This is a genomic window from Dyadobacter sp. HNCC25DJ183 (assembly GCF_056895175.1).
Window position 1 is genome coordinate 307,187 of sequence record NZ_JBXHAP010000006.1, and the last position, 20,759, is coordinate 327,945.

Consider the following 20,759-nt stretch of genomic DNA (forward strand, 5'->3'; position numbering starts at 1 on the left):
CAAAAACAAAATAAGTGCGGATATTTGTGATCATTGGAAAAACGTGGAAGGATGATTTAGGAATGTAGTTTACATCACCCTAACTTGAGAAGCAGACAGTCTGAGTACCGCAAACGCGACCCTTCTCCGATAAAGAATTTACACATGGAATCGAAAAGACAACAAAAAGTAGGCAGGCAAATACAAAAGGATCTGGGCGAGATTTTTCAAAAAGACGCACAGCATTTGATCAACGGATCGATCGTGACGATTACTGCAGTGAGAGTTACACCAGATCTGGGCATCGCAAGAGCCTACCTGAGCTTTTTACCGGATAATAAAAAGACCATTTTACTGGAAACGATCAAGGAGAATACGCGCTTTATCCGCCAGAAGCTTGGCGAGCGTGTTCGCCACCAGCTGAGGATCGTACCGCACCTTCAATTTTACATGGATGACACAGCAGAATATGCAGCCAAGATGGAATTGCTGTTCTCCGATATTGTAATACCTCCTGCAGCGCCGGACGAGGAAGAAGAAACAAATTGATTCAATCCTCCCGGTCATGGATCTTTCTTACCGAATTGCCGTTCGCTATTTTTTCTCGCGCAACAAAAGAAGTTTTATCAGCCTGATTGCCCGGATTGCGATGGCCGGCGTGGCTGTCGGAACAATGGCAATGGTGGTGGTGCTCTCTGTTTTTAACGGAATGGAGGATCTTAACCGGAAAATCTTCAAGACTTTTGATTCTGACATCAAAATAGCGCCTGCGGCCGGAAAGCGGTTTACGATTACGCCTGCCATGCTCACCAGCATTAAAAAGGTGAATGGAGTAAGTGTGATCACCGAAGTGATTGAGGACAATGCCCTTGCAAGGTACGGTCATCAGCAGACCATTGTTCGTCTAAAAGGAGTAGACCGCACTTTTGAGCAGCAGGAAAGACTTGATACGGCGATGATCGAAGGTTCTCTAACATTGCGCGGCACAAATGGAACTCCGTATGCGATCGTATCAGAAGGTATCCGCAATGCATTGTCTATTTCGCTGGAAGACATTCTTACACCCCTCGAATTCCTATATCCCAGAACAAGTACAAAGGCACTGAACCTCACCTCGCCGGAAGCTTTCAATCAGTTGGCGTTGAGGCCGGGTGGCGTCTTTTTTATAGAAACCCGCTACGACGATTACGTGATCGCGCCGGTGGACCTGGTCGATTCGCTGATGCAATACCGGGGTGACAGGTCGGCGATCGAGATCAATGTAAGTCCGGGATTTCGTGAACAGGCAGTGAGCGCGCAGCTTGCGAGTGTGTTGGGCAAGGATTTTGTGGTAAAAGACCGGGATTCCCTGAATGCTGATTTGCTGCGTGCGATCAAAATGGAAAAGCTTTTTGTGGCTGTTACCCTGTCCCTGATTATTTTAGTTGCCGCAATCAATATTTTCTTTTCATTGAGTATGCTGGCAATCGAGAAGAAAAAGGATATATCCATGTTGTATGCACTTGGCGCGACGCCTTCGCTGATCAGGAAGATTTTTCTGACAGAAGGTGCCATCGTAGCGCTTTCCGGAGCAATATTCGGCTTAGTCGGAGGTGTCCTGATTTGCTGGTTACAGATTAAATACGGCTTTGTTTCAATGGGAATGACTACTTCACTGGTGGATGCATACCCGGTCAAATTAATATGGGAAGATATACTCTATACAGGCATTGTTGTCGTTATGATTACCATGATAGTCTCTTACATACCAGCCCGGCGCGCAGCCGAGGCGGGCGCTATTTTGCGCGTTTAAGTACTTCCGAGAACAGAAAACGACTTATTAAATTCGATAATTTGAATCACTCCCCAGCTAACAATTCGAAAGCAGATATGACCGGTCGCAATACCTTACTTTTGAGCCGACTAATCGCTACAATCTTTGCATTCAATTTACTTTTGACCTCCGTCTCGGCCGCTCCTGATAACAGGGTTCCGGCTGATACAGTTTACCGGAGAAATCCCGGTTCCATCACTAAAAAAGGTCCTTACCGCCCTGAACGTACCAAAAAGAGCGATATCATTTACACGCGCCTTGACGTACAGTTTGACTGGGTTAAGCAGCAGGTACCTGCCTCGGCTGTAATCGCATTCAAGTCACACTTCCATCCCCAGAATACATTGGAACTGGATGCAAAAGGTTTTGATATCAAAGGCGTATCAATGCTGGACACTGTCGGAGATTATGGCGCACTTACTACGGAGGAAATTGCCGGAAAGGTGATCAAAAAGCTGAATTTTACTTATGAGGATAAACGAAAGCTGATCATCAAGCTTGATAAGAACTACACACGAAATGACACGCTGCTTGTTAAAATCGACTACGTAGCCAAACCAAACGATCTGCCTAGAAACAAGCCCGACGATAGTCAGACCGACAAGGGATTGTACTTCATCAATGCAGACGGACTGGACGAGGGCAAGCCGCGACAGATCTGGACGCAGGGAGAAACCGAGGGCAGCTCCTGCTGGTTCCCGACCATTGACGCGCCAAATCAGAAATTCACCCACGATTTTTACATTACTGTAGACAGTACCTTTAAGACACTGTCGAATGGACTGCTGATCGGGCAGAGCGAAGGTAAAAAGGGAACACGGACAGATCACTGGAAACAGTCCATTCCCCACGCGCCATACCTCGCTATGATGGCAGTAGGCGACTTCGTGGTTGCCAAGGATATGATGCCCAACGGGCTTGAATTAAGTTATTACGTAGAGCCCAAGTACGGAAAGGATGCACATGCGATCTTCGGCCGCACTCCTGAAATGATGGGTTTCTTTTCCAATATATTCGGCGTTGAGTATCCCTGGGAAAAATACGCGCAGATAGCAGTGCGCGATTTTGTGGCGGGAGCGATGGAAAATACAACGGCTACCGTACATGAAGAAGGTGTGCAAAATGATACGCGTTCGCTGGTGGACGGGAATTCGGATGCGGTAATTGCCCACGAGCTGGCGCATCACTGGTTTGGCGATTATGTAACCTGTGAGGAATGGGGCCAACTTCCTTTAAATGAATCTTTTGCCAATTATTCCGAATACCTGTGGAGCGAGTATAACGACGGGAAGTATGAAGCTGACTGGGGTAACTTACAGGAAATGAAGAGTTACATGCTTGAATCAGAGACCAAGCAGGTGCCAATGATCCGCTATTTTTATAAGGATCGTGAGAATATGTTTGACAGCCACTCTTATGCAAAGGGCGGGCGCATTTTACATGTGCTGCGGTCGTATGTGGGCGACGATGCTTTTTTTGCTTCCCTGAAATACTATCTGCGTAAAAATGCATTGGGAACAGTTGAAATTGATGATCTGAGAACTGCATTTGAAAAAGTGACCGGTGAAGATCTCAACTGGTTTTTCGACCAGTGGTTCCACCGTCCGGGGCACCCTAACCTGAAAATACAGCAGGAATATGTGGCCAATACAGGCAAGGTGGTATTGAAGGTGAAACAGGCTCAGGATACACTTGCGACTACTGTTTACCGGCTTCCGCTCAAAGTGGATGTGTGGGTGAGCGGTAAGAAAAACCAGTATAATGTGGTGATTGACAAAGTAAACCAAACCCTGGAATTCCCTGCTGCCAAAAAGCCTGATCTGGTTGTATTTGATGCAGACGCGCAGCTGCTAGCTGTGATCGAGCATGAGAAAAACCGCCCCGAAATGCAGTTTCAGTATTTGAATGCAGATCGCTTTTTGCATAAGTATGATGCATTGTCTCAACTGGAAGGCGCGCTCTCCGACACAACGGTGAAGAATATACTCGAGAAGGCAATGGGAGACCCCTTCTGGAAATTCCGTCAAATGGCAGTGAGTAATTTTGCCGAATATGCAGGCGCTGGTTTCGCCGACATTGAAACTAAAATTCAAAGCCTGGCCCGTAAGGATCCGCATCCGCAGGTTCGCTCCGAAGCGATTATTACCCTGGCTTCATTTGGTGATAATAACAGTGATTCGATTTTTAAGGAGGCACTTAGCGACAGTTCCTATCTGGTGGTATCTGTTGCGATTGAAAAATACCTGATGTCACAGCCAAATGATGCCAACGAGATAGCTGCCCAGTTTGAAAACTCACCTAACGACGCGATCGTGACGTCGGTTGCAAACTATTATGCAGGTCTGGCTCAGCCTGAGCGGTTTGACTGGTTCCTTGAAAAGATGCGTGCGATGAAGCCTACCGAGAAGTATAACTTCCTGCAGGTTTTTGGGAAATACCTCATCAAGTCGAAACAGGATATCCAGCGGAAAAGTATACCGGTACTTGAAGGTCTGGCGCGGGACAATTCCTCTTATTTTGTCAGATTCGGCGCCTTCCAGGCACTCGGGCTTTTGACGGACATTCAGGGTGTTACCGCCCTCAGAAAAGATATCCGTGCGAAGGAAACCGAGCCAAAGCTTAAAGAAATGTACGCGCAGTTCGGAGATCTTTAACAAGTCTCGTCACTGCGGATCGAGGTAGTAATCCAGATTTTCTTTCGTGATAATATCGAGCGGAAGGAATTTAATGGGTGCTACCTCTTTTTTGAATACAAGGTGATTGGCCAGCTGGTGTATTCCCCAGTATCCCTGACCCAGCGGGTTTTGGTTGATAAGAAAATGGATCACCTCTTTGTTAAGATAATCGAGGTTTGCTTCCACCAGGTCGTATCCTACAAGCTTGATGTCTTTCAGGCTATTTTTTTCCAGGTAAGCGGCTACTTCAAACGCTTTGGAGTTGGTCACGTAAATCGCCCTTAAATCCGGGTTTTCGCTTCTGATCGCGTCAAGCTCGCGGCCTGGGCCTTCTTCGTCCGAAAAGTGAATTTCCTTGCTGATCACCTCAAAGCTCCTGCCATTTCCAAGACTCCTGAAATAATCTTTAAAACCTTCCTCTTTGGTGATCAGGTGGGCTGAGTTTGATATATCTTCATTGATATGCGCGATCAGAATACTGCCGGAAGATTGCAATCCAAAACTTAGGATTTTGGCCGCGAGGCAACCACTCCGGTAGGAATCCTGTCCGATGTAGCACAGTGGATTGACGTGCTCTATCTGCGTATTGAAGAGCACATAAGGAATGTTCAGGTCTGCCCATTCCTTGAAAAACGGCAGTACCTCCTTGTAAAACACCGGTGCAATCAGCAGTCCGTCGGGTTTCTCGGCAGTAACCTCATGTGCGCGCTCGATAAAAGATTGATCATCGTGCGGATCGAAAATGAATTGTGTAATGGACAGACCGTATTGCCGGAGCTCCTTTTCTGCTTTCTCCAATCCCAGTCGCGGTGCCTGCCAGTAAGGGTCGAGTGCCGGATCAGGCACAAGGACGGCAAGATTATAGGTACGCTGCGATTTAAGTGACTGCGCAATGAAGTTGGGTTCGTAGTTTAGCTCTTTGATAATGCTCAATATCCTTTCCCGCACATCGTCAGCGACCCTTCCCCGGTTGTGGAGTACACGGTCAACAGTGCCTTTGGAAGTTTGTGCACGCTCGGCTATATCTTTTATTCTTACGATTTTCTTTTTCACAATTTAATCAGAGGTAGTTAGCTTCTGTGAAGCATGCAAAAGTAGTAATTAACAGCACTTTCAGGAACAGAATCGCTGGCTGATTGCCTGTTTAATAATTACTTTTCAAATCTTTTTTATAACAAAACAGAGAATATAGAATTTACAAGCTAAATTTATGCGCCGGAGCTAATTGCACGCTTGCCAAATCGTGTACGATAACGACGGTCACTTTTTATTGCGTGTTCGTGCACTTTTTCACAATTTCGCTTTGTAAATCTAATTTTACGATTAATTTTGTAATCAGTTAATCAAGTAGAAGATTATTCGCCGTTTTTGAAGTTTAACATCTCTGATTAATGTCTATCCGAACAATACGTTTAAGAACTAAATAGCATTTGACGTTCCTTGCTCTTATACCTGAAATCCGCCTTTAACCTTTTCTATATTCCTAAATTTAAGATCCACTTATCCTAAATCCTGAGAAAGCGTAAGTCAGCCCGACTTGCGCTTTCTCATTATAGGTCAGGAATTTCGATAGTTACATTGTCGCTGTCGACATAGGCCGAGCAGGTCAAAATCCAGCCTTCCTTTAAATCGTTATCTGTAAGAACTTCATTGACGCTCATGTGGATAGAGCCCGTCTTGCAAATACCTGCGCAGGTAGAGCAGCGACCGCCTTTGCAGCTATATGGCAGGCGAATGCCCGCGGCGAGCGCGGCATCAAGCACGGTCGTATGCGCGGGGACATGGAGATGTTGCAGTTTTTCGCGGAAATTCAGAACAATGTTGTGCGGGTATGATTCAGGAGGGGGAGGGGGCGCAGAAGTGATCACGAAGTTCTCTTTTCTGATCTGATCTTTGGAAAACCCCATAAAATGGAGCGTGATCTCCGATGAGCGCATCAGATCAAACGGTCCGCAAATAAAAAAGCGCGCGTCCGCGGGATTGTATTTCAGGGACTTATTCACAAGCTGTTCCAGGCGCGTGTTGTTGATCCTACCCCGGATCCCGTTCCATTCATCGGCAGGTTGACTATGAATGTGAATGGCGCGGAAACGTTCGTGGTATTTGCTTTCAAGGTCAAGTATCTGTTGCCAGAAGAGCGTGGTTTTTACATTACGGCTTGCGTAAATCAGCGTAACATGTAAATGCGGACCCTCGCTGAGGGTTTGTTTTAAAATAGAAAACAGGGGTGTAATTCCGCTTCCCGCGCCGATCAATACAATATCCCGCTCGCCGGAAATGCTTTCTTCAAGCACAAACCTGCCGGTGGGAAAGAGGGTGGTGAAAACATCGCCTTCCTGAACATGATCAATCCAGAAACGCGAGATTTCTCCATTAGGTACACGCTTGACGGTAATGGAAGGATAAGCGTCCACTCCCGGCGCCGAGCTCATGGAGTAGGAGCGTCGTACCTCGTGCCCGTGCATTTCGATGAGGAAGGTCAGGAACTGGCCGGCTTTGTAGACAAGTGGCTTTCCATCTGTTCTTTCAAAAACAAAGGTTTTTGCATCGTCAGCCTCTTTGATAATCTGTCTGACCTTTATGGATATCGTCGAATCTGACATGTTACTTTTTCAATTGGTTTGACACCTCGCCCACAGCATTTTCGTGTTGCGCCCACATCATTTCGTACTCGGCCAGCAAAGTCCACGAATGCGCTTCGCATACCCATTTCATGTGGAAGAGCGGGGATATTGCTAGTTTGTAAAGCAGTGGATTCTCATACGCGGTGAGCAGGCCGGCAATGAAAAAGCCGAACCCTTCAAAATGCTTTTCACTGAATTGCTCCACTGGGACACGTTTTGTAGCTACACCAAGCCGCATGAGAGAAATGGATAGCAAAACCCGGTCCATATCGTGTAGGAATGTCGCGAGCAGCTGTTGCGTATCGGCGATCAACTTGGTCCTGACAGGTTCAAGTGCAGCAGGTTCGAATGCGGCCAGAAGACGTGCTACGTGGTAAATGATCAGGGGAGTTCGCGGGTACTGGTGTGCGCAGCGAAAGGGGACTTTGATGTACCGATCGGTTGCTATCACTGAGTGAATGTATTCCAGACTGGCGTGGTCGTGTTCATTCAGCGGCAGCCCGTATTGATGGATACAATAAAGCATGTTGCTCAACACACACACATCAAACTCTACGTACATATTCTTACCAAACCAGGTTGAATATGCTTTCAGGTTCCGGTACTCGGGGTAAGTATTCCGGATCCACAATTTGTGTCCATTGGAATGGAGTGCCAGCTTTTCTTTTAGCCAGGCCAGTTCCTCCCGCGTCGGGTTACTTGTCAGGTAGATGAAAGCAGTGTCATCTATATCGTCGGGAATGCGGAAATGCTCAAATCGGCGGAAAATGTGACCATTTGGAAAATGTTTGGAAGGCTTTGTTTTCCAGAAATTGTAGGTTTTCAACCCGTCCTTATTTCTGAAATCGGGATAGTTGGCAATGACCTTTTCACAAATCCTGTCGATCTGCTCCCCGATCTCTCCGTTAACCTGCCTGCGAATGGATTGCAGTGTAAAGCAGATAATCGCCGAAAAAAATATCGTAGTATCCTGCCGTTTGTATCCGATCAGCGGGTTAATCCGTTGCGCAGGGAAGATCCCGGCTGGAAAATAGTTGTCTCCGGTGGATTGCAGTTTTTCAATCTCTGAAATAAATCGATGCAGCGGCTGCTTCATGTCCTGAAACTAACAAAACATTAAAAAAAAAGAAACCCCGTCTCGCGACAGGGTTTCCCAAAAGATATCAGGAAAAGCTTAAACGCCTTCTGCAACTACTTCTTTTACATCAGGTACCATTCTGGTCAGCAGGTTTTCAATTCCTGCTTTCAATGTCAATGTAGAAGACGGACAGCCGCTGCACGAACCTTGCAGCAGTACTTTCACGGTGCCGGACTCTTCATTAAATGAATGAAAATTGATCGCTCCACCGTCTGACTCAACTGCTGGCCGAACGTACTGGTCAAGTGCTGCTTTGATTTTCTGAACAGTATCTGAGTCGCGGGAATCCACGATGACGGTATTTTTATCAATAGTTTGCTGTGCAAAAACAGGGTGATTCTCTTCGAAATAGATCTTAATGAATTGCTTGGTATCTCTCAACACATCTTCCCAGGCAATACTGTCGTCTTTCGTAATCGTCACGAAGTTGCTGGCGATGAACACGCGCCTTACATGCGGAAACTGAAACAGGTCGGACGCAAGCGGCGAAGCCTTCCCTTCTTCAAGAGCGGCTTCCAGGGAAGGGTAGTCAAAGGAAAGCCCGTCGGGTACCAGCTCGAAGTTCAGGACAAACTTCATCGAATTCGGGTTGGGACTTAATTCGGTATATACAAAAACTGGACGTGTAAGCATGTCGGTAGAATGATTGGAAATAGGTTGTACTCAATTCAAACAAGCAAAGCGTGCTTTTGGTTTTCCATTGGGTGGTTGTAAAAGAAAAAACCCGTAAGGTGCGGGACCTGACGGGTTTTTCAAAAGCATTAACTAAAAACTAAGCTTCTGCAGTAGCAGTAGTTTCAGCAGCAACTGCGATTGGTTCGATGTGAACGTAAGATCTGTTTTCACGGGTTTTGCGGAAAACCACATTACCGTCAACCAATGCAAACAAAGTATGGTCGCGACCAATACCTACGTTTTTGCCAGGATTGTGTTTGGTACCACGCTGACGAACAAGGATATTTCCTGCTTTGGCAACCTGACCACCGAATAATTTTACTCCAAGACGCTTGCTTTCCGATTCACGTCCGTTTTTCGAGCTACCTACACCTTTCTTATGTGCCATGATATCTTAACTATTAGTTGTTATTTCCTGATTGAATAAAACTCCGGCTTCGATTTCTGTTGCCGGAAGCTGCATTAAGCTACGATTTCGTCGATGCTGATTTTGGTCAGATATTGACGGTGACCGTTTTTAACGCGGTAGCCTTTACGTCTTTTCTTCTTGAAGACGATCACTTTTTCACCTTTAAGGTGTTCAAGGACAGTTGCCTTTACAGAAGCGCCTGCTACTGTAGGTAGTCCAACCGATACTGTGCCTCCGTTGTCAACGAGAAGGACTTTGTCAAATACAAGTGCAGCGTTCACGTCACCTTCAAGCCTATGCGTGAAGATTTCGCGACCCTTTTCAACTTTAAATTGCTGACCTGCGATTTCTACGATTGCGTACATGTTAATAAATTAAGTAAGCTGTTTCAAAATGAGGTGCAAAGATAAACAGCTAAACACAGAATGACAATATTTTAGCAATATTATTGAGCCCGGATTAGGGGGTACCTGCGTATATTATTTGTTCGTTGAATAGGGAAACCACTGTATTGGTTGTCTTTTGTTACATTTACCTGTGCAGCCAGCAACAAAGCAGGTCCCTGAATGCGCCTGCAAAAAGGCTTTTATAAGATTGCCTGTCGCCCAAACGTTTTGTTTCTGTGGCACTTGCCGGTCTTTAACAAAAATTAACAGTACTGATTGTTACTTTTTCACGGGAATTCCGTCTCAATAGAGAATGCATTTAAATTCGACATTATGAAAATTGGTTTATGGATTTCCCTGGTGCTATGTGCGGGATTGTCGTTTTCATCTCACGGCGAAGTTCGGCGCGTGCGGGAAGCGGCTTTCTATGAGCAAGGCCAGGGCGGGTACCAGATCGGCGATGCGGTAGCAGGTTTTCAGCTCAAAAACACGAACGGAAACACGGTATCCCTGAATGATTATGGTAATGCAAAAGGTCTGATCGTCGTATTTACAAGCAATCACTGCCCTTTTGCCAAAGCTTACGAAGACCGGATTATAGCGCTTAACAGCAAGTTTTCGGGTCAGGGATTTCCTGTTGTTGCAATTAATCCCAGTGACCCCGGTACGCATCCGGATGATACTTTTGAAAAAATGAAAGAACGGGCACTGTCTAAAAACTACGGGTATCCCTACCTGGCAGACCAGGCCCAGCAGGTATCCAGGGCTTTTGGCGCAGCCAGGACACCGCAGGTTTTTGTAGTGCAAAAAAGCGGTTCAAAGTTTATTGTACGCTATATTGGCATGATCGACGACAATCCGCAAGATCCGGGCGGGGTTACTAAGCTGTATGTTGAAGACGCCGTGAACAACCTGCTTGGCGGAAAACCGGTGGTAACTACCATCACCAAGCCCGTAGGTTGTCCGATCAAATGGAAAAACAAGTAAAATCATTGCATTCATCACGATGAACAAACTTATCCCTCTTCTCGCGACCGTTTTCTTATTATTTGTTCAGGTTGCCTGGGCACAAACCAAAAGCAAGAAATTTTCGAGCGAAGGTGAGTTTACCAACAATTGTGAAGGTCCGGCTGTGGACAACGAGGGCAATGTATATGCCGTGAACTTTGCACGTGACGGTACGATCGCAATCATGAATGGAAAAGGAAATGCAAGCTTTTTCGTGACCTTGCCCAAAGGAAGTACCGGAAACGGGATCCGGTTTGGGGATAAGAACACATTTTACGTGGCCGATTTTACCGGGCACAACATTCTGAAAGTGGACCTGATCACAAAGAACATTTCGGTGTTTGCCAATGAGCCGAAGATGAACCAGCCTAATGATCTGGCGATCACCGCGTCGGGAAACATTTTTTGTTCAGATCCGAACTGGAAAGAAGGTACAGGGCAGATCTGGCACGTTTCACCTGAAGGGAAGGTAAAACTCGCGGCTGAAAATATGGGTACCACCAATGGAATCGACGTGAGCCCCGACGAAAAGAAATTGTATGTAAATGAGAGTGTACAGCGCAATGTGTGGGTATTTGACCTGGCTGCCGACGGTATGCTGAGCAATAAGAAGCTGCTCTACCATTTCGAAGATGGAGGAATGGACGGTATGCGCTGCGATGTGAATGGAAACCTCTACATCGCGCGGCACGGAAAAGGAGAGGTCGCGATCCTCTCACCAGAAGGTAAGATCATTCAAACAGTTACCACGATCGGGAAAAAGGTCTCCAACATCTGCTTTGGCGGGCGAAATGGAAAAACCTGCTACATCACATTGCAGGACCGCGGTTGCCTGGAAACTTTCAAAGCACCGACAGCCGGCAGGGAATGGGCGATGATGAAAGCATTTGCCAAAAACAACAAATAGCAACTCCTTAGTTTTTCATTAAAAATCATGAAGCGTGATGGCCGGTCGGCATTTTGTAACTTACTTTGCATCTCAAAGTACTTTTCAAATTTATCATCAAAACTTATGATAATGGAAATTCTAGCAGGCTATTTACAGCGTAACCAGAAAATTGCATTGATCGCATTTGTGTCGGCTGCAGCAATGAGCTTATTGTTGTTTCGGATTTTGCTCCACGACTGGGATTTTGTCTTCCTGGCCTGGAATCTGTTTCTGGCCTGGGTACCCCTGATTTTTATCAAATGGGTAGACGAAATGGAAGCGAAGCGCCGGGCGCCTTTTGGTCTGCTGATGTGCTACCTTCTTGTCTGGTTGCTGTTCTTCCCCAACGCGCCTTACATTATCACGGACCTGAAACATTTGCGCGGGATCGGCGACAATATCATCTGGTACGACTCACTGATGATCTTTACTTTCTCGGTAGCGGGATTTTTAGCCGGGCTCTACAGTATCCGCATTGTACACCGTATTATCAGTGCACGCTGGAATGAGGCGCTGGCCTGGACTGTGATCCTGTTTTCAATGATACTGAGCGGATTCGGTGTATTTCTTGGCCGCTACGGTCGTTGGAACAGCTGGGATATTCTAACAAAACCGGTGTCTTTGTTAAGAGGTATCTTTGAGAGTATGCAAAATCCGCTGGCTATAAAACACACCATCACGTTTTCGTTCGTGCTGATGTTATTGTACTTTGCGTTCCACATTTTCGCAGAACTAAAACAAAATGAAGGGACCCATCGATATCCGTAAGGCACTGCGCAGTTTTACCTTCGCAGGTGTCGGGATCTTCAACCTATTCCGGTACGAAAACAACGCCAGAATCCATTTGATTGCCTGTCTCGGCGTAGTTGCTGCCGGAGTGGGATTCCAGATTTCAGCCACGGAATGGATGATTCTTGTGATTCAGATTGCCTTGGTCTGGGCAGCAGAAGCGTTTAATACTGCGCTTGAAAAGCTGGCTGATCTCGTGTCACCCGGATATCACCCGGTGATCAAAGTGGTGAAAGATACTGCAGCTGCCGGTGTGCTGATCCTTGCTATTTCGGCGGTGATCGTGGGCGCCATTATATTTTTCCCAAAACTCCTTGTATTGCTCTGATTTGTACTACTCGCATTTATTAATGTAAAGATATTTATGAACTCCAACCAGGATTCCCTGCACACGCTGACCGAGATCCGCGATTTAATGGAGCGCTCGTCAAAGTTCCTTTCGCTCAGCGGACTGAGCGGTGTATTCGCTGGCTTGTTTGCATTGATCGGCGCCGCAGCGGCTTATTTAAGATATAAAACAGACTGGTTTGAAGAAATCCTGAGTCCGTTCGGTGCTTACCATGGACCTTCCGGAAAGCCGCTGATCGGCTTTTTGTTTGTAGACGGACTTCTGGTTTTGATCCTGTCGCTGGCAGTCGGTATCCTGCTAACAGTGCGAAAAGGAAGAAAAAAAGGGTTGACAGTCTGGAACAGCAGCTCCCGCCGCCTGCTGGTCAGTATGCTTATACCACTAGGTACCGGCGGCGTATTTTGCCTTGCTATGCTGCATTACGGATTTATCTGGCTGGTTTTTCCGGCAACGTTACTTTTTTACGGATTGGCTTTGGTGAATGCGAGCAGGTTCACTTACCCGGAGCTTTTTTACCTGGGAATGCTGGAAATTGCAATCGGCTGCATTGCGCTTTTCATGACGGGTTATTCACTGCTTTTCTGGGCTTTCGGGTTTGGAGTACTTCATATCATCTACGGACTGACGATGCACAATCGTTACGACCGGGATAAAAGCAAAAGCGGCAATGCAGCAGCAAAAGGCTTGATAGTGGTTTTATTGCTGCTGTTTAGTGCCAAAAGCAATGCGCAGGTCGCGTCGGATAGTACCATCCGACAAGCGATCAGGTGGTATGACAAGGAGGCGATCTATTTGCGGGGCGCTAACAGCTACGTCAAGGATAATGTTGTTTATTCAGGGCAGCGTGCATTGAAAAGAGAGTTTTTAGTTTCGACTCGCGGACTTGATCTTTATATGAGATCGCGGCGGACACGAACTATCGGTCTGGTGATTTCGGTTGCAGGTTCAGCGGGGTCCATTATTTCCCTGATCTCAGGTAACCGGGACAACCTGCGGACATTTTTTTGGGTTTCGGTTGGAACAGGTCTTGTTTCCGCAGGCCTCACAGGCAGAGCTAATAACCTGCGTGATGAAGCAGTTTGGGTAAGAAATCGCGATGCAATGCGCTTTATGCAACCCATTGTAGAGTAATTTGATGGGAGGCGAACAAAATGGAATGGTTAGAGAAATTTAATAAGGTATTTGAAAGTAAGATCAGGCTGGGATTAATGTCAGTGCTGGTGGTGAATGATGCTGTCAGCTTCAACGAGCTGAAAGAGCTTCTGCAGCTGACAGACGGGAATCTGGCGTCGCATTTGAAAGCTTTGGAGGAAATCAAATATGTTGAGGTTCAAAAACAGTTCGCCGGCAGAAAACCTTTAACAACCTACAAAGCCACCGAGCTGGGACACAAAGAATTCACCGGGCATTTGCAGGTGCTTGAAAACATGATCAAGGCGAATTTGTAGAAGGAGGAAAGGGAGGAAGGAGAAAAGGGAGGAACAACAAAAAACCGGAAGCTGGCTCACCCAACTCCCGGTTTTTATTATAGGGATATTACCTCAGAACTTTACAGGTACTGAAAACCCTTCTTTGTCCCACTGGAAATCAACAGATTTGTCGGTTACAGTAAAGGTCAGCTTCTCGGCTGATGTTGGGTATTTTTTGGCAGGTACCGAGACTTTCAAAACATCTTTTTCTTTGTTTTTCTCATATTCATAAGCACCTGACTGGCCAAGTACACTGTTCAAAATCACTGTCCATTGCTTTTCGCCAGGGATTGTGAACAAGCTGTAAGTTCCGGCTTTCACATCTTTGCCGCCAAACTTGCCATCTTTTTTGAAGGTAATTTCGGTAGATGCATTGGCACCGGTTCTCCAAATCTTGTCATATTTTTCAAGGCTCTCGCTACCTTCTTTTCCAAATAGCACACGTCCTTTTTTAGATGGTTGTCCATACGCAACGCTGACATTCTTGCCTTCGGCTGTTACGCGCGGGCTTTGTGCGGAAGCCCATGTGAATGCAACCAGGGAGAAGAAAAGCGCTAAAAATGATTTTTTCATAAAAACGAAAATTAATTAAACAAAATAGGTGATTGGGAAACTTAAATTTCACGAAGTAATGAATTCAAAAGTTGTTAATCAAGTGGCTATGCGCCAATCGCAGCGATACGTGACCACATTAACGTTGATTAACATATCAGAAAACCAAAAACAGTGGTTTTAGCGATTTCACACTATATTTGAACAATGACATTTGATACAAATCCATCTGTAAGAACCCGTTTTTTCGATACTAAAATCGAATTCCTGAGAGGAGTAGGGCCCCAAAAGGCAGCTTTGCTCAATCAGGAACTGAGCATTTTTACATTTGGCGATCTGATTCAGCATTATCCCTTCCGTCACGAAGACCGCACCGTTTTTCACCAGATTTCAGGTCTGAACGAACAAATGCCGGCTGCTCAGATCAAAGGCAGGCTGCGAGAAATGACTACGGTAGGTGAGGGTGGCAAAAAACGGTTAGTAGCTTACTTTTCAGATGGTACCGGCATTATGGAGCTGGTGTGGTTCCAGAGCATTAACTGGTACGAAAAAAGCCTGCGTCCCAGTGCAGAATACATTGTCTACGGAAAGCCAGTGCTTTTTGGCGGAAGGTGGAATATCACCCATCCTGACATTGAGATGCTTACTCAGGAGAATGAACGGGGCGGGTTTTGGCAGCCGATCTATCCTCTGACTGAAAAGCTGAGGAGAAAATTTGTCGACAGCAGGGCGATCAGCAAAATGATGCGCAGCCTGCTCGAAATATCCCGGGCGCATATCAGGGAAACACTCCCGGACACACTTACGCAGAAATACAGGCTTATCTCAAAAGCCGACGCGCTTTGGCATTTTCATTTGCCGGACAGTCAAAAGTCGTTGCATCAGGCACAGCGGCGGCTGAAATTCGAAGAGTTGTTTTATAATCAGTTCAGACTGATCAAGAACAAGCTTTTACATAAAACGGAATACCCGGGGCTGGTTTTTTCGAAGACACATTTAGTCAAAGAGTTCTATGAGCATTTTCTTCCTTTTCAGCTTACCAATGCACAAATCCGGGTTTTGCACGAGATTCGTGAAGACCTGAATACAGGTAAGCAGATGAACCGGCTTTTACAGGGCGATGTAGGTTCGGGTAAAACGATCGTGGCGTTTATTAGTGTGCTTTTCGCATTGGATAACGATGCGCAAGCGTGCCTCATGGCGCCGACGGAGATTTTGGCAGACCAGCATTATCAGGGTTTAAAAAAGTTTGCCGACCTGCTTGGGGTGAACATTGGCAAGCTGACGGGCTCTACGAAAAAAAAGGAACGTGAAATCATACACAAGCAACTGCTCGACGGTACCATGCAGATCATCGTCGGTACGCACGCATTGATTGAAGATATTGTACAGTTCAGGAACCTGGGACTGTGCATTATCGATGAGCAGCACCGGTTCGGGGTAGCGCAGCGGGCTAAGTTGTGGGCAAAAAACAGCCGCATTAACCCGCACATGCTCGTTATGACAGCCACGCCTATTCCGCGTACCCTGGCAATGACGCTCTACGGAGATCTCGACATTTCAGCCATTAATGAACTACCTGCCGGCAGAAAGCCCATTAAAACAGTGCACCGCTATGACGCTCACAGGCTTTCAGTTTTCGGATTTTTAAAAGAGGAAATTGCGAAGGGACGACAGGTTTACATGGTTTACCCGCTGATCGAAGAGTCTGAGAAAATGGACCTGAAAGACTTAATGGATGGCTACGAAAGTGTTTCGCGCGCTTTCCCGGATGTGCCGCTGAGTATTTTGCATGGTAAAATGAAAGCGCAGGACAAGGACTTTGAAATGGGACGGTTTGTTCGGAACGAAACCAAGATCATGGTCGCTACGACGGTGATAGAGGTTGGCGTTAATGTGCCGAATGCGTCGGTGATGGTGATTGAAAATGCGGAGCGTTTTGGCTTGTCCCAATTGCATCAGCTGCGGGGCAGGGTAGGGCGCGGCGCGGAACAATCCTATTGCATTCTGATCACGGATTACAAGATTTCGAAAGATACTAAGCTACGCATTGAAACAATGTGCCGCACCAACGATGGCTTCGAAATCGCGGAAGTGGATTTGCAGCTGCGGGGACCAGGGGATATCTCAGGAACGCAGCAAAGCGGGCTGGTGGATTTACTGGTGGCGAATCTCGCGCAGGACGGTGAGATTTTGAAAGCTGCGCGCCAGTCGGCGGAGGAGATCCTGGAAAAAGATCCGGATCTGTTGGAAGCTGTCAATCAGCCGATCCGGCTACATTTGGCAAATCTCCGGAAAGAAGAAACCAACTGGAGCCGGATCAGCTAACAATTAAAGTACTATCTCCCTTATTTCTTCTATAAAATCAAATGTCTGCGGACGCGTAACATGCAGGGCAGCTCCGAGAGAAGTTGCGTAAGGCAAATCTGTCGCGTAAACTTTATGGTTAGAGTAGTGACGCGCTATCAGCTTGGTGAAAATTTCATTGCGTGCGAAGCCACCATCGATATAAATAGCCTGCACATCATTGACCGCAATCAGATCCAGCGAAACAAACAGCAGTTCGGTTAACCCTTTGATCAGGTGATGATAGGCGACTTCGGCCGAAGAGAATGCACTTACCTGCCATTCCTGTGTATTTGGCTCAGGAAACGGACCATTTCCGGTCATGCAAGCGGTGTAAAACTTCGGAGTATCGAGTTCGAGATACGATTCGTTGAATGTAACTTTCTTGTAAAAGTCAGGTTCAACGCGGAAGTAATCCGCAATGCGTGCAACCTGGAAATCGTGCTCGCGTCCCATAAACAAACGCGATGCAGTAACCCCGCTTCCTTCCGGTGTGAGGTAATTCATACAATCACGTTCGAGCTGGTAAGAGGTAAGCGGCTTGGATGCAAACGAGTTGAAATTAATGCACCAGGTCCCTGTTGAAAGCAGCACAAACGGTTTTTTAACGGCCATTCTGTAAGGTATCAATGCAGAGGAACTGTCGTGCAGACCGAATCCCGATTGTACACCCTTATCGCCGTGACGGTAAATGAAAGACGATGAAGCGAGTACCGGCGCCAGCTTTTTGTGAATGCCTTCTTCCTTCACCCACTCGTGATAATCCCACATTTCGAAGCTCCACAGCGCAGTATGGCAGCCCAGGGAAGTGTAATCGCTCACTTTGCGACCAGTGAGCAGGTACAAAATGTATTGGGGCAGGTGCAGCGTAGTCGCTATCTGCTTGTAAATGTCAGGTTTGGTATGTTTAAGCCAATACAGCTGCATTCCCGAGTTCAGCATGCCCATTGCAGGTGAACCAGTTTGAAGAGAAATCCTCGTCGGATCTCCATAAGTGCTGTAAAACTGCCTTAACAGATCCTCAGGAAACGGTTTCAGATAAGAGTAAAGCGGGGTAAGTGGCTTATTGGCAGCGTCCAGGTGAACGAGGCTCGCTCCGTAAGCAGCTACATTAACAGCCTTGATATCGTATTCGGGATTAGCCAGCAGCTCGTTCCATCGGTCCTGGACCCACTTGGTCAGCAGCTCGCAGTCCTCGGTAGGAAACCCGTCCTCGTCGGTCGTCTCCGGCAACGACTCGGAGAATTCTTTAACGATATCGTACTTTTCATTGAAGAGCACATACTTTTTATTAGTCCTTCCAATGTCAAAAACCGCTGTTACTTTCATTAGCTAATGTTGTATCACTTTTTACCCGGAAATGTATTTTTTCGGTTAATATAGTGACTTTACGTTAAAACCTATACCCTTATTCTTTGTTTGTAAAATCTTGTTAATTGGCCCAATTTCACGTTATCAGGATGTTTTTTCAAGAATAGGTCTAAAAACCCTGGTCCACCTGCGGTAGCCTTCTTCATTCATGTGGAGACTGTCGCCAAGGAAAATGCTTCCATCGGGACGGCCATCTTTCAGCATAACCGGCCACACATCAATGTATTTGTGGTTCTTGTCGGATTTGATAAAATCCTGAATCAGCCGGTTGGCTTTGATAACATCCTCTTTTCTGTCCCAGCGCGAGGGAGAAGGTTTCAGAGATACGCCGTAAATGAGTACGTCAGGCTGTTTGTCACGGATTGTCTTTGTGAGTGTCACATACGCGTCACGTACCTGCTCGGGTGTTTTCTTCTTTTTACCAAACATATCGTTCTCACAATAGATCACCACGGTTTTCGGCTTGTATTTGGTAATGGTACGGTCGGCATAATGGATTACTTCCGGCAATGTGGAGCCGCCAAACCCGCGGTTAATGATCGGAAGCGGCGCGAGGTCCTGTGCCGCCGACTGCCACTTTGTAAATGAAGAGCTACCCGTAAAAACGATCCCGCCGGGAGCGGGCATTTTTTCAGCATCCTTTTTCTCGAAATCCAGGATTGAACTTTCGGATCTGTCAACCTTATAATCAGGCTCCCAGGGAGCATCGAGGCTATTGTAATTGGGCTTGTGGCAGGCGGTCAGTCCGGCAATAAAAAGTAACAGGAAGTATTTTTTCATTCTAACTAAAAAGTGGATATGCCCAAAAAAGGCACATCCACCGCGTTTTTAATGTATATGGTGCAATTATCTTTTATTATTTCAAACCATAAAAATACCGCAAACCCAGTCCGATACTTCCTGATGAAATGTTCGGCGAAAAGAAATAATTAATTCCGTGTCCTTCGTATTTGACATTTTCCCCGTTGGGGTATTTATTCTGAAAATATTCGGTGGTCGTAAATCCATAACTAATACTGATCGGATTCAGGAATGCAAAGCCGCCTTCAACTGCCCATTTGGGCGATAACCGCCAAATTACCCCCGCACTGATGCCGGCACTTAAATTGATTGAATTGATCTTGCTTTCATAAACCAGCTCATTATTGTTGACCGCATTGTTGGTTTTGAACTGATACCCGAGATTCAACGCAGGTCGGGCGTATAAAGCAAATTTTTCACCCACCGACTTGTAAAACTCAGCAAAGCGCTCAACTCCTAAGCTGAGCTCCCCTAAAGTGTTGGGATCTGGTTTGTAGTAGCTGTTGCTCTGAATATTCAAAGAGTGTGTCAGGCCCCAGCCGGTTGCCCGATTGTCTTTGGTAAATTTGCCCAAAGAGATATTGATATAATGATTATAGGCATTTGTATTGGGCTCGCTGCCTTTTTGCCTCACATTATTGAGGTTGTTATAAAACGACCCGCTGATAAACGATTCGCCTGCCTGAAACTGTGCCGTTGCAATATGGTTCAATAAAACCAGCAGCAGGAATGTAAGTATGGAATTTCTCATGGCTCTCAGTTTTTAGGGAAGATATATTTGGCGACGCGGAGAGTAATTACATTGGGGAATGCCGTAGCAATACCGGTATTAAGTGTAAATACGCTGGGAGCGTCATTTTTGAAAGGAACATAATTAGCATTCAGAGAGAGGATATCTGCATAACCTTCGATGGCCCAGCCATTTTTCTTCGAAACATAGGCAATACCCGGTTTGATACTCACTCCGTATTGCCAGAAATCCCTGTACTCGTTAACAGGCGTGCTACCCTGGATATTAGTAGTTCTGATCCATTGATATTGAGGACCAAGCTCACCGTGCAGGAACACCGACCAGTTGCTGCTTCCCAGCGATTTGTACTGGCGGATAAAGGGCAGTAACGCAATCCCCTGAGAAAGTTGGCTGTTCGCAAGATCGTTTTCGTCGTATTTCGTGCGGTTAAACGTGACATTATACCGCACGCCCAGTCCCATCATGGTCCGGTTCCCGATCATTTTTCCAAATTGAATTTCCGGCGCAATGGTGTGCCTCCGGGCCCTCGCAGAATTAAGCGGATCAGCGGGTTCTTCACTCCTTGAAGTTTCCCCGTCGAAACTGATCGTACCGCCGAGATACCCGGCCCCTTTCTGTATTTGTCCAAAAGCATTCCCGACCAGGAACCAGGTTCCGAGCAAGGCAAATAGAAGAAGTTTTCTCATGACTGTCGTT

21 protein-coding genes are annotated in these 20,759 nt (G+C 46.4%); 10 read left to right on the forward strand and 11 right to left on the reverse strand.

What is annotated here, in order from left to right; genetic code table 11:
* Nucleotides 1-144 precede the first annotated feature (144 nt).
* From rbfA to AC1XTG_RS17010, 3 genes are read left to right on the forward strand one after another with little or no spacing between them, the layout of a single operon-like run.
* Nucleotides 145-528, forward strand: a complete 384-nt coding sequence (gene rbfA, locus AC1XTG_RS17000; protein WP_056281187.1) for a 30S ribosome-binding factor RbfA — start codon at nucleotides 145-147, stop codon at nucleotides 526-528.
* Nucleotides 529-544: 16 nt separating this feature from the next.
* A complete protein-coding gene (locus tag AC1XTG_RS17005; protein ID WP_056281189.1) occupies nucleotides 545-1,771 on the forward strand; it encodes an FtsX-like permease family protein in 1,227 nt (408 codons plus the stop codon).
* A gap of 41 nt (nucleotides 1,772-1,812) precedes the next feature.
* Nucleotides 1,813-4,446, forward strand: coding sequence for a M1 family aminopeptidase (locus tag AC1XTG_RS17010; protein ID WP_484842754.1), 2,634 nt, complete (start codon nucleotides 1,813-1,815; stop codon nucleotides 4,444-4,446).
* Between the two features lie 9 nt (nucleotides 4,447-4,455).
* Here the strand turns inward: AC1XTG_RS17010 and AC1XTG_RS17015 are convergent, their stop codons facing one another.
* From AC1XTG_RS17015 to rplU, 6 genes are all read right to left on the reverse strand, one after another.
* On the reverse strand, nucleotides 4,456-5,520 hold the full coding sequence (locus tag AC1XTG_RS17015; protein WP_484842755.1) for a LacI family DNA-binding transcriptional regulator: 1,065 nt from the start codon (nucleotides 5,518-5,520) through the stop codon (nucleotides 4,456-4,458).
* Nucleotides 5,521-6,017: 497 nt separating this feature from the next.
* A complete protein-coding gene (locus tag AC1XTG_RS17020; RefSeq protein ID WP_484842756.1) occupies nucleotides 6,018-7,070 on the reverse strand; it encodes a 2Fe-2S iron-sulfur cluster-binding protein in 1,053 nt (350 codons plus the stop codon).
* Nucleotide 7,071: 1 nt separating this feature from the next.
* Nucleotides 7,072-8,187, reverse strand: a complete 1,116-nt coding sequence (locus AC1XTG_RS17025) for a hypothetical protein (protein WP_484842757.1) — start codon at nucleotides 8,185-8,187, stop codon at nucleotides 7,072-7,074.
* Between the two features lie 78 nt (nucleotides 8,188-8,265).
* On the reverse strand, nucleotides 8,266-8,862 hold the full coding sequence (locus AC1XTG_RS17030) for a NifU family protein (protein ID WP_484842758.1): 597 nt from the start codon (nucleotides 8,860-8,862) through the stop codon (nucleotides 8,266-8,268).
* Nucleotides 8,863-9,001: 139 nt separating this feature from the next.
* The gene (rpmA, locus tag AC1XTG_RS17035; protein ID WP_031525912.1) at nucleotides 9,002-9,292 is read right to left on the reverse strand and encodes a 50S ribosomal protein L27; all 291 of its coding nucleotides are present in this window, start codon (nucleotides 9,290-9,292) and stop codon (nucleotides 9,002-9,004) included.
* A gap of 74 nt (nucleotides 9,293-9,366) precedes the next feature.
* Complete coding sequence (gene rplU / locus AC1XTG_RS17040) at nucleotides 9,367-9,678, reverse strand: 50S ribosomal protein L21 (protein WP_056281202.1); 312 nt, start codon at nucleotides 9,676-9,678, stop codon at nucleotides 9,367-9,369.
* Nucleotides 9,679-10,032: 354 nt separating this feature from the next.
* Here rplU and AC1XTG_RS17045 point away from each other — a divergent pair, with 354 nt between their 5' ends.
* The 6 genes from AC1XTG_RS17045 (at nucleotide 10,033) to AC1XTG_RS17070 (ending at nucleotide 14,221) form a co-directional block, all read left to right on the forward strand.
* A complete protein-coding gene (locus AC1XTG_RS17045) occupies nucleotides 10,033-10,686 on the forward strand; it encodes a thioredoxin family protein (RefSeq protein ID WP_484842759.1) in 654 nt (217 codons plus the stop codon).
* 19 nt (nucleotides 10,687-10,705) lie between these two features.
* A complete protein-coding gene (locus AC1XTG_RS17050) occupies nucleotides 10,706-11,614 on the forward strand; it encodes an SMP-30/gluconolactonase/LRE family protein (RefSeq protein ID WP_484842760.1) in 909 nt (302 codons plus the stop codon).
* A gap of 111 nt (nucleotides 11,615-11,725) precedes the next feature.
* Nucleotides 11,726-12,403 carry a DUF1361 domain-containing protein gene (locus AC1XTG_RS17055; protein ID WP_484842761.1) on the forward strand — a complete coding sequence of 226 codons (678 nt, stop codon included), beginning with the start codon at nucleotides 11,726-11,728 and terminating at the stop codon, nucleotides 12,401-12,403.
* Nucleotides 12,378-12,752, forward strand: coding sequence for a diacylglycerol kinase family protein (locus tag AC1XTG_RS17060; protein ID WP_484842762.1), 375 nt, complete (start codon nucleotides 12,378-12,380; stop codon nucleotides 12,750-12,752). The genes AC1XTG_RS17055 and AC1XTG_RS17060 overlap by 26 nt, the downstream gene beginning before the upstream one ends.
* Before the next feature lie 36 nt (nucleotides 12,753-12,788).
* Entirely contained in the window at nucleotides 12,789-13,904 is a 1,116-nt protein-coding gene (locus AC1XTG_RS17065) for a hypothetical protein (protein WP_484842763.1), read from the forward strand.
* 20 nt (nucleotides 13,905-13,924) lie between these two features.
* Nucleotides 13,925-14,221: a winged helix-turn-helix domain-containing protein gene (locus tag AC1XTG_RS17070; protein ID WP_484842764.1), complete on the forward strand. Its 297-nt coding sequence runs from the start codon at nucleotides 13,925-13,927 to the stop codon at nucleotides 14,219-14,221.
* A 93-nt stretch (nucleotides 14,222-14,314) separates the two neighbouring features.
* Here the strand turns inward: AC1XTG_RS17070 and AC1XTG_RS17075 are convergent, their stop codons facing one another.
* Nucleotides 14,315-14,815, reverse strand: coding sequence for a DUF2911 domain-containing protein (locus tag AC1XTG_RS17075; RefSeq protein ID WP_056281215.1), 501 nt, complete (start codon nucleotides 14,813-14,815; stop codon nucleotides 14,315-14,317).
* Nucleotides 14,816-15,001: 186 nt separating this feature from the next.
* On the opposite strand from AC1XTG_RS17075, the gene recG reads away from it, so the two are divergent.
* Nucleotides 15,002-17,122, forward strand: a complete 2,121-nt coding sequence (gene recG / locus AC1XTG_RS17080; protein ID WP_484842765.1) for an ATP-dependent DNA helicase RecG — start codon at nucleotides 15,002-15,004, stop codon at nucleotides 17,120-17,122.
* Between the two features lie 3 nt (nucleotides 17,123-17,125).
* On the opposite strand, the gene AC1XTG_RS17085 is transcribed toward recG, so the two are convergent.
* From AC1XTG_RS17085 to AC1XTG_RS17100, 4 genes are all read right to left on the reverse strand, one after another.
* Nucleotides 17,126-18,469, reverse strand: a complete 1,344-nt coding sequence (locus AC1XTG_RS17085; RefSeq protein WP_484842766.1) for an FGGY-family carbohydrate kinase — start codon at nucleotides 18,467-18,469, stop codon at nucleotides 17,126-17,128.
* 126 nt (nucleotides 18,470-18,595) lie between these two features.
* Nucleotides 18,596-19,291 (reverse strand): GDSL-type esterase/lipase family protein, encoded by a 696-nt coding sequence (locus AC1XTG_RS17090; protein WP_484842767.1) that lies wholly within the window; start codon nucleotides 19,289-19,291, stop codon nucleotides 18,596-18,598.
* Between the two features lie 76 nt (nucleotides 19,292-19,367).
* Nucleotides 19,368-20,063 carry a hypothetical protein gene (locus AC1XTG_RS17095; protein ID WP_056281222.1) on the reverse strand — a complete coding sequence of 232 codons (696 nt, stop codon included), beginning with the start codon at nucleotides 20,061-20,063 and terminating at the stop codon, nucleotides 19,368-19,370.
* Nucleotides 20,064-20,068: 5 nt separating this feature from the next.
* Nucleotides 20,069-20,749 (reverse strand): hypothetical protein, encoded by a 681-nt coding sequence (locus AC1XTG_RS17100; RefSeq protein WP_484842768.1) that lies wholly within the window; start codon nucleotides 20,747-20,749, stop codon nucleotides 20,069-20,071.
* Between the last annotated feature and the right edge of the window lie 10 nt (nucleotides 20,750-20,759).